Source organism: Pseudomonas sp. RL (assembly GCF_000647775.1).
Classification (GTDB): Bacteria; Pseudomonadota; Gammaproteobacteria; order Pseudomonadales; family Pseudomonadaceae; genus Serpens; species Serpens flexibilis.
Genome location: NZ_JBOY01000159.1, coordinates 1 through 8,974 on the forward strand (window position 1 = coordinate 1; position 8,974 = coordinate 8,974).

General features: G+C 69.1%; 11 protein-coding genes. 4 read left to right on the forward strand and 7 right to left on the reverse strand.

What is annotated here, in order from left to right; all coding sequences use genetic code 11:
- From AS93_RS0117460 to AS93_RS0117480, 5 genes are all read right to left on the reverse strand, one after another.
- The coding region (locus AS93_RS0117460; RefSeq protein ID WP_027591786.1) for an Hpt domain-containing protein at positions 1 to 807 on the reverse strand (807 nt) is incomplete at its 3' end.
- A gap of 12 nt (positions 808 to 819) precedes the next feature.
- Positions 820 to 1,089 carry an STAS domain-containing protein gene (locus AS93_RS0117465; RefSeq protein WP_027591787.1) on the reverse strand — a complete coding sequence of 90 codons (270 nt, stop codon included), beginning with the start codon at positions 1,087 to 1,089 and terminating at the stop codon, positions 820 to 822.
- Positions 1,090 to 1,093: 4 nt separating this feature from the next.
- Positions 1,094 to 1,459 carry a response regulator gene (locus tag AS93_RS0117470; RefSeq protein WP_027591788.1) on the reverse strand — a complete coding sequence of 122 codons (366 nt, stop codon included), beginning with the start codon at positions 1,457 to 1,459 and terminating at the stop codon, positions 1,094 to 1,096.
- Positions 1,460 to 1,475: 16 nt separating this feature from the next.
- The gene (locus AS93_RS19750) at positions 1,476 to 2,609 is read right to left on the reverse strand and encodes a methyl-accepting chemotaxis protein (RefSeq protein WP_051587532.1); all 1,134 of its coding nucleotides are present in this window, start codon (positions 2,607 to 2,609) and stop codon (positions 1,476 to 1,478) included.
- A 184-nt stretch (positions 2,610 to 2,793) separates the two neighbouring features.
- On the reverse strand, positions 2,794 to 3,624 hold the full coding sequence (locus AS93_RS0117480) for a metal-dependent hydrolase (RefSeq protein WP_037009932.1): 831 nt from the start codon (positions 3,622 to 3,624) through the stop codon (positions 2,794 to 2,796).
- A 271-nt stretch (positions 3,625 to 3,895) separates the two neighbouring features.
- Here AS93_RS0117480 and AS93_RS0117485 point away from each other — a divergent pair, with 271 nt between their 5' ends.
- Positions 3,896 to 4,474, forward strand: a complete 579-nt coding sequence (locus tag AS93_RS0117485) for an ACP phosphodiesterase (protein WP_027591790.1) — start codon at positions 3,896 to 3,898, stop codon at positions 4,472 to 4,474.
- A gap of 84 nt (positions 4,475 to 4,558) precedes the next feature.
- Here AS93_RS0117485 and AS93_RS0117490 read toward each other — a convergent pair whose 3' ends face one another.
- Positions 4,559 to 5,320, reverse strand: coding sequence for a lysophospholipid acyltransferase family protein (locus AS93_RS0117490; RefSeq protein WP_027591791.1), 762 nt, complete (start codon positions 5,318 to 5,320; stop codon positions 4,559 to 4,561).
- Positions 5,317 to 6,054, reverse strand: a complete 738-nt coding sequence (gene olsB / locus AS93_RS0117495; RefSeq protein WP_027591792.1) for an L-ornithine N(alpha)-acyltransferase — start codon at positions 6,052 to 6,054, stop codon at positions 5,317 to 5,319. Before olsB ends, AS93_RS0117490 begins: the two co-directional genes overlap by 4 nt.
- Positions 6,055 to 6,273: 219 nt before the next feature.
- Here olsB and AS93_RS0117500 point away from each other — a divergent pair, with 219 nt between their 5' ends.
- The 3 genes from AS93_RS0117500 to AS93_RS0117510 form a co-directional block, all read left to right on the forward strand.
- Positions 6,274 to 7,389, forward strand: coding sequence for a glycosyltransferase family 1 protein (locus AS93_RS0117500; RefSeq protein WP_027591793.1), 1,116 nt, complete (start codon positions 6,274 to 6,276; stop codon positions 7,387 to 7,389).
- Positions 7,382 to 8,140 (forward strand): polysaccharide deacetylase family protein, encoded by a 759-nt coding sequence (locus AS93_RS0117505; RefSeq protein ID WP_027591794.1) that lies wholly within the window; start codon positions 7,382 to 7,384, stop codon positions 8,138 to 8,140. Before AS93_RS0117500 ends, AS93_RS0117505 begins: the two co-directional genes overlap by 8 nt.
- Positions 8,137 to 8,974: lysylphosphatidylglycerol synthase transmembrane domain-containing protein (locus AS93_RS0117510; protein WP_037009937.1), on the forward strand; the 838-nt coding region annotated here is incomplete at its 3' end. The genes AS93_RS0117505 and AS93_RS0117510, both read left to right, overlap by 4 nt.

The window sequence follows — 8,974 nt, forward strand, 5'->3', positions numbered from 1 at the left end:
TGAGGCGGCCGGCGCCGCGGGGGAGCTTGCCGGGGCGGCGGACTCGACGGGCGCCGGCTCGCTGGCCTCTGGAGCTTCCGGCGCCTCGGCGACGATGGCTTCCAGCGGCTCCAGGCTGATGTCGCAGTCTTCCTGGATGAACTCCAGCGCCTGCAGCAGCGCCTCGCGGCTGGCGTCGGTGCGCAGCAGCAGGTCGACCTTGAAGTAACAGGTCTCCGGGTCGATGTCCTCGAGGCTGGGAATCAGCTCGCGGTCCAGGGCCAGCTCCAGCAGCTCGCCCATGCCGATCAGGTACTGGATGAACGGCAGCGGATCGAGGCCATGGTGGAACAGCTCGGGGTGGCAGTGAATGCCGATCAGCCAGTCCTGCGCGTTGCCGCGCACCGGCACGCCGGCCAGCGGCTTGAGCACCTGCACCTCGCCCAGGTAGCCGGCCAGCGCTGCGCTCAACTCGGCACGCAGCGCCGGGTCGGGATCTTCGTCATCCAGGCCGAGCGCCACCTTGTCGAACAACCGGCTCAGGTAGTCGCCGCAGCGCAGCAGCAGGCTGATCAGCGCGCCGTCCATCGGCTGCTCGCCGCTGCGCACGCGCACCAGCAGGTTCTCCAGCAGGTGGGTGAAACTCACCACCAGCTGCAGGTTGAACATGCCCGACGACCCCTTGAGGGTGTGGGCGGCACGGAAGATCGCATTGATCCGCTCGCCGTCCAGGCCATGGGCCTCGACTTCGAGCAGGGTGTGTTCGTAGGTGGCCAGCAGCTCGCGGGCTTCCTCGAGCAGTACGCTGCGCACCGCTTGCATATCCATCTCGTCCTCCGACTACTCGATGAAATCTTCGAGTCGCAGCAGATCCACCACCTGGCACACCGCCGGGCTCGGCTCGACCAGGCGCAGGCGCGGCCAGCAGCGCTTGATGGCCAGCAGCAGCTGCAGGCCAGCGGTGTCCAGCTCGGTGATGCCGCGCAGGCCCAGGCACTCGGGGCGTTCCGCCATGATCTGCTGCAGCAGCAGGCCCTTGAGCTCGGCGGCGCGTTCGATGGTGAAGGCGCCACCCAGTTGCAGCACGGCGTTGGGATCGCTGGGCGTCATGGGTTCAGATCACCAGCTTGGAAACGGCGTCCAGCAGCATCGCCGGCTGGAACGGCTTGACCATCCAGGCGCGCACGCCGGCGGCCTTGCCCTGCTGCTTCTTGTCTTCGCTGCCTTCGGTGGTGAGCATGATCACCGGGGTGAAGCGGTAGCCGGCCACCTGCTTGGCGGCCTGAACGAAGGCGATGCCGTCCATGTTGGGCATGTTCACGTCGGAGACGATCAGGTTGATCTTGCGGCCGTCCAGCTTGCCCAGCGCGTCCTTGCCATCGGTGGCCTCGATGACGCTGTAACCGGCGCCCTTGAGGGTCAGGCCGATCATCTGGCGCATGCTGGCGGAGTCGTCCACGACCAGGATTGTCTTGCTCATCGAATGCTCCTTTGAATCAGAAGAAGGTGACGGAGGAGGAAGCGGCGGCCGCACTGTTGCGCCGACCGTCGTGCAGCGCCTGCTGCTCCAGCGTGGTGTAGGTGCCGGCCAGGCGCTTGAGCCACTGCTCGACGCCGAGCCTGGCCAGATCGCACTCGGCCAGGTCGCGGGCGCAGGCCTGCAGGCGCTCCATGTCGGCGGTGACGTGGCTGATGATCTGGTCGACGCGGTCCTGGAACTGCAGGTTGACGATCAGCTGGGCCAGGTCGTGCTCGATCAGCCCGCGCTCGTCGCGCAGTTGCTGCAGCGAGTCCTGCAGCGCGCGGCTGGTGTCGGCGAACTGGGCGACGATCTGCTCGGCCAGTTGGCTGGAGTCGCTGACCAGCGCCTGCTCGCGCTCGGCGAAGGATTGCGACAGGGTCTCGGCCTTGTGGATGGCGTCGGTCACGGTCTTCACCGTCTCGCGAATCTGCTTGCCGGCCTCGCCGGACTGGTTGGAGAGCTTGCGCACCTCGTCGGCGACCACCGAGAAACCGCGCCCGGCATCGCCGGCGCGGGCCGCTTCGATGGCGGCGTTCAGGGCCAGCAGGTTGGTCTGGTCGGCGATCTCGCCGACCTGTTCGGCCATGCGCCGCAATTGGTTGGTGTGGCCGGCGATGCCGAGGATTTCGCTGACCAGGCTGGCGCGGTACTGCTGGGTCTGGCGCAGGGCCTCGACCAGGCTCTGCAGGCCCTGCTCGGCCTGGTCGATGGCGGCAATGGCGCGATTGCCCAGCTCGCCACCGGCCATCTGGTCGCCGGCCAGCAGGCGCTGGTTGAGACCGCTGAAGCCGCTGCCCAGGTTGCCGATGGCATCGCCCATCTGCTGACGGGCCAGCCCCAGGTGGCGGTTCCACATCGGCACCACGCTGCCGGTCAGCGCCTGCAAGCGCTGCAGGCGCTCGGTCTGCTCCGGGTCCGGGAGATCAGCTGCGGGTTGCGACTCCTCCCGCACGCCCGCCGGGGAACGGCCGACCCAGAGCAGCAGCCCCGCCAGGGCGGCCGCCCACAACAGACCCTGCCACCAGACCGACGCCAGCCAGGTGCAGATCAACAGGTTGAGAACGGCCAGGGCCGCGAGAGCAACAACAGAAGAATTCCGGGGAGGCATGCGCAGTCGATTCCTGCATCGCAGATCACACAATCAACTGGCATTGTGACATCACGCACATTTCGGGCGCGTGAGTAGAACCACCTATGTCGGGTGAATTCTTTGTGACAGACGGGACATGGTCAGGCCAGCAGAGCCGGCTGGCACACCGTGGGGCGGGTGCTTGACCGCCCCACGGGTTCAACTAGCCCCGCCCGAGCACCTCGCCGGCAAACTCTTCCTGATAGCGGACCATCAAGGCCCGGTTGTCGTGCTGCCAGGGATGGAAATCGCGCCGGTAGAAGTCCAGGTAATCGCGCACCAGCGGCCGGAAGATGCCGCGCCGTCCCCACAGCCAGCCCAGACCATCGCGCCAGACACCCCAGTTCCAGAGCAGGCCGTCGCGGCGCAGGAAATGGATCAGCCCGCGCGTGGTGTCCCAGGTAAAGAAGATCGTGCTCTGCAGCATCGCCCGGCGGCGCAGCCAGGGACTGCCGCAGACCTGCAGGTAGAGATCGAACGCCACCGCCTTGTGCTCGGTTTCCTCCAGCGCGTGCCAGCGCCACAGGCGCGCCAGGCGCGGGTCGGCGCCTTCCATCCAGTCCGGGTTGGACAGCAAGGCGTTGGCCATGATGGCGGTCAGGTGTTCGACCGCGCAGGTGGCAGCGAGTTGCAGGCGATCCGGCAGGTGGCGCTGAATGAACGCCAGCCGTCGTTTCAGCCGGCGCTCGATGGCGTCGATGTCATAGCCCAGCTCGCGCAGGCGCTGGCTGTACTCCAGGTGTTCGCGGCTATGGTGGCCTTCCTGGCCGATGAAGCCGCGAATCTGTTCCTTCAGTTCGTCATCGGTGACTTGCTCACGGAACAGCCGTACCGAATCGATGAAGAAGCGCTCGCCATCGGGGAACAGCACCGACATGGCGTTGAACAGATGACTCTTGAAGGCATTGCCACCGTGCCAGTGGCGCGGCAGCGGATCCGGCAGGCCGGACGCCAGACGACGGGGGCGGATGTGCAGATCGGTCGGTTGGGACATGGCGGACGCTCACGCAAGACGGTCGAGAGTAGTCAACGCCAATTGGACCCGGCGCGGAGCCGGTCTTTCGCATGGATTGCTCGCGCAGCGTCGGTCTCCGCCGCGTCCCGCCCCGTAGGGTGGAAAACTCGCGCAGCGATTTTCCACCGGCCGACCGTGCGCAACGCCCGGTAGACAAGGCTGCGCCGTTGTCTACCCTACGACCCCGTGGCCTGCCGGCCGCCTGACCACCGGCATGCGCGGCCCACGCCCTCGCGGTAAGCTTCCACCCATGAACTACCTCGCCCATCTGCACCTCGGCGGCCCCGCGCCGGCCCAGTTGCTCGGCAGCCTGTACGGCGATTTCGTCAAGGGACCGCTGGCCGGGCGCTTTGCCGCCGACATCGAGGCGGCGATCCGTCTGCACCGGCGCATCGATGCCTTCACCGACAACCACCCGGCGGTGCTGGCCGCCCGTGCGCGCTTCCCCGCCGAGCGGCGGCGCACCTCGGGCATCCTGCTCGACCTGTTCTTCGATCATTGCCTGGCGCGGGCCTGGGATGACTACGCCGGCGAATCCCTGCCGCAGTTCACCGGGCGCGTGTACCGGGTGCTGGCGGTGACCCCGGAGCTGCCCGGCCACCTGGCGCTGATCGCCCCGCGCATGGCCGCCCAGGACTGGCTGGGCAGCTACCGCCATTTCGACACGTTGCCTCGGGTGGTCGATGCCATGCGCCGCCGCCTGTCGCGCCCGCAGCTGCTGGACGCTGCGGAAGATGAGCTGGCACGCCTTTACGACCCGCTGTGGGAGGACTTCCGCGCGTTCTATCCGCAATTGATGCGTTTCGCCGAAGAGCAGCGGTCGGCGTAGGGCGGCCAGCGCCTTCCTGGCCGCCAGACAGAACCCGCGGCCACCACCATGGTGGGCAAGAACAACGTTGCCCACCCTACAGCCTTATGCCGCCGCAGGATCCGCCAACCCCAGCGCCTGCGCCACGGCTTGCCGGCTCAGCCGCGCCAGCTCGTCCCGGCTCCTGCCGCGACTGTCGATAGGCGGCAGCAGATGGATATGCACCTCAGCCACTTCGGCGCCGAGCAGGCGCAGCAGGTGGCCGGGCAGCTCATCGTCGCCGATGAACGGCGCCAGCGGGTCGATGCGCCCGCCACGCAGATAACGAATGGCCACCGGCTGCAGCGGCACACCGGCCTGCGTGGCACTGCCCAGCAGGCGACCGTGAAAGGTGCGCACCTGCGTGCCGTCCGTGCTGGTGCCTTCCGGGAACAGCGCCAGCGCGCCGGGTCGGCCCAGGCGCTCGGCGAGTTGCTCTGCTACTTTCGCGCCGTCGCCGTTGCCCCGACGAATGAACAGCGTGCCGCCCTGCTCGGCCAGCCAGCCGAGCAGCGGCCAGCCGCGCACTTCCGCCTTGGCCAGGAAGGCCAGTGGCAGCAGTTGGCCGAGCAGCGGGATATCGGTCCAGGACACATGGTTGCCGACCCACAACCGTGGCTCCTGCGGCACCTCGCCGATCAGCGTGACGCGAAACGGCAGGGCTGCCGCCAGCGCGGCGTGGAAACGCCGAGTCAGGCGCAGACGCAGCGTCAGGCGATCGCCGCGCCACAGCGGCTCGACCAGCGCCAGCAGCAGTGAGAACAGCACGCCCAGCAGCAGCACCGCCACCAGGCGCGGCAGGCGCCAGGCCAGCCGCAGCCGCCTCATACCGCGGCCTTGAAGTGCCGGGCGTAGCGCGGGCAGAGGTCTTCGCGGCGCAGCAGGATGAACAGGTCGGCGACCTGGAAGTCCGGGTCCCAGCAGGGCTCGCCACAGATCTTCGCGCCCAGGCGCAGGTAGGCCTTGAGCAGCGGCGGCAGTTCGGCCACCAGGTTGTCGGGCAGCGCCATGTCCAGCGCCGGCAGCGGATTGAGCGGCTCGGCGCGCAGGTGCTCGTGGCACAGGTAGCTGTCGCGCAGGCGCTGCATCACCGCGCGCGCCTGGATGCCGCCGTCGCGCATCGGAATGCTGGCGCAGCCCATCAGGTAGCGGTAGCCGCCCTCGTTGAGGATTTCCGCCAGTTCGCTCCACAGCACGCCGATGGTCGCGCCGTTGCGATAGGCGGCATCCACGCAGGTGCGGCCGATCTCCAGCAACGGCCCCTGGCTCAGCGCCGGACCGCGCAGCTGGAATTCCCCTTCGCTGTAGAAGCGCCCCAGGCCGCGCGCCGCCTGGTGGTCGAGCAGGCGGGTGGTGGCCACCAGCGCACCGCTGTCCAGGTCGCGCACACCGATGTGCAGGCAGTGGGGATCGTAATCGTCGCGATCCAGCCCCTCGTCGGCACCCGGCAGGCGGGCCTCGAAGGCCTGGCTGAACACGCGATAACGCAGGGCCTGGGCTTCGCGCAGCTGGTCGTCACCGCTCAGGCGCACCGCCTGCAGGCGGCTGGGGGAACGCATCATGCTTGTCTCCTTGGCCGGCTTCTCCGCCGGTCGGGCAGTGTGGGCAAGCGCGATGCTAGGGAGGGTCGGTGTCGGGGCGGTGACAGCGGCATGACGGCGGCGTGACAAAGCCCGAAGGGTGCGAGGTTCGCGTCTAAGCTTCGGTCTTGAAGGAAGAGAGCCTTCGAACACCCGCTGTCCGGCACGGTCAATCGAAGCGGATCGCAACGGAGGAATGCTGTGCATATCGCTGACATGACGATGTTCTACGCGCCGGCCAGCGGCGGAGTACGCACCTATCTGGACGCCAAGCACCGCCGCCTGTGCGCCTACCCCGGCGTGCAGCACAGCCTGCTGATTCCGGGCGACAGCTACAGCCAGCACGACGGCATCTACCGCATCCCCACCCCGCCGCTGCCCTTCGCCCGGGGCTACCGCTTTCCCATACGCCGCACGCCGTGGCGTAACCTGCTGCGCGCGCTGCAGCCGGACCTGATCGAGGTCGGCGACCCCTACCTGACCGCCTGGGCGGCGCTGGACGCCGGTCGGCGCCTGGACGTGCCGGTGATCGGCTTCTATCACTCGGACCTGCCGCGTCTGGTGCGCAACCGCATCGGCCCCTGGCTGGACACCAACCTGGACGCCTATATCGCCCGCCTGTATGGCAATTTCGAACGCGTGCTGGCGCCCAGCCAGGTGATGGCCGACAAACTTCGGCGGCTGGGCGTGACGCAGGTTCACGTGCAGCCGCTGGGCGTCGACCTGGACACCTTCCACCCGCGCCACCGTGACGAGGGCCTGCGACGCCAGCTGGGCCTGGACGACGCGACCCGGCTGCTGATCTTCGCCGGGCGCGGCTCGCGGGAAAAACGCCTGCCGGTGTTGCTGGACTGCGCACAACGCCTGGGGCATCCCTTCCACCTGCTGCTGGTCGGCTCCGGCATGCCCACCCGGGTGCCGGCCAATGTCACGGTGATCAACCACTTCTGCCCCGCCACCGAGGTGGCGCGGCTGATGGCCAGCAGCGACGCGCTGCTGCACGCCGGCAACCAGGAAACCTTCGGCCTGGTGGTGCTGGAGGCCATGGCCAGCGGCATCCCGGTGGTAGCGGTGCGCGCCGGGGCGCTGGCCGAGATCGTACCCCCGCACTGCGGGCAGCTGTGCCGGCCCAACGACGGCGCCTCCATGGCCCAGGCCGTGCGGATGCTGTTCGAAGGCGATCCCCGGCAACTGGGCAGCCAGGCCCGCCGGCATGTGGAGCGTCACTATTCCTGGGACACGGTGGTCGCCGGCCTGCTGGGTCATTACCGCGCCGTGCTAGGCGTTACAGAACTGCCGGCGGTGGTGCATGGCTGAGCGGCACCTGCTGATCGTCCTGCATGACGTGGCGCCACCCGGCTGGCCGCAGTACCGGCCGTTCGTGGAGGCGCTCGACCAGCTCGGTCCGCTGCCCCTGAGCTGGCTGGTGGTGCCCAACTTCCACCATCGCCACCCCCTGCAGGCGAGTCCGCTGCGTGACATCCTCGAACAGCGCCTGGCGCGGGGCGACGAGCTGATCCTGCATGGCTTCCATCACTGCGACGACGAACCGCCGCCGCGCGATCCGCGCGACTGGTTCATGCGCCGCGTCTACACCCGCGAGGGCGAGTTCTTCCGTCTCGATGAACAGCGCGCCGGCGAGCGCCTGGCCCGAGGCGTCGAGCTGTTTAAGCGCCTCGGCTGGCCGCTGCAGGGGTTCGTCGCCCCGGCCTGGCTGATGAGCGCCGGCACGCGGCGCGCCCTGGCCCGCAGCGGGCTGCGCTATACCAGCGATCCACGCAGCCTGCTGCTGCTGCCCAACTTCACCGCGCTGCCTGCGCCGACGCTGGTGTGGACCAGTCGCAGTGCCTGGCGGCGCGGCCTGTCCCAGGCCTGGTGCGCAGCCCAGTTGCGGCGCTACCAGCAGGCGCCGGTGTTGCGTCTGGCGCTGCATCCGGAGGATCTGCGCCACCCCAGCGGGCGGGCCTTCTGGCTGGCCACCGTGCGCCGCCTGCTCGACAGCGGCCGCATTCCCCTGACCAAGTCGGCCTGGCTGGAGCACTGCAGGACGCAGCGAGCGGCCGCATGAAGCGCGGTCTCTGGCTGCTGGCCTGCGCGCTGCTGGCCGCCGCGCTGGTGCCCCTGCTGCTGGGCGGCAGCGGGCTGTGGGAGCGGCTGCGCACCTTTCCCCCGGGGCTGCTGTTGGCCATGCTGGGCATGATCCTGCTGGGCTGGAATCTCAACGCGCTGCGCCTGCGCCTGCTGCTGGTCGGTCGGCCGATGGGCCAGGGCCGGGCGCTGGGCGTGGTGATGGCCACGGAGTTCGCCATCTGCGCGACGCCGGCCGGGGCCGGCGGGCCGCTGACCCTGATGGCCCTGCTGATGCGCCACGGCCTGCGGCCGGCCCAGGGCACGGCGATCTTCACCGTCGAACAACTGGGCGATCTGCTGGTGTTCGCCTGCGCGCTGCTGGGCATCTTCTGCTATGCGCTGTTCAACGCGCTGAGCTCGCGCCTGGGCTGGATGCTCGGTGCCAGCCTGCTCCTGCTGATCAGCGGGCTGACACTGGCCTTCCTGCTGGCCTGGAACCACCGCCGCCTCTTGCGCATCTGTGGCCATCTGCTGGCGCGACTGGGCGTGCCCTGGCGGCGGCGCGTGCACTGGGGGCGCAAGGTGCTGGGCTTTCGCAATGCGCTGCAGGACAGCCTGCGACTACCGCGCCGGGTGCTGCTGGGGGTGTTCGTGCTCACCGCGTTGCACTGGCTGCTGCGCTACAGCGTGCTCTACCTGACCCTGCAGGGCCTGGGCAGCACGCTGCCCTGGGCCTGGACAGTGCTGGTCCAGGTGCTGGCGCTGGGCGCCGGCCAGCTGAGCCTGCTGCCCGGCGGCGCCGGCAGCGCCGAACTGGCCTCGGTGGCCACAG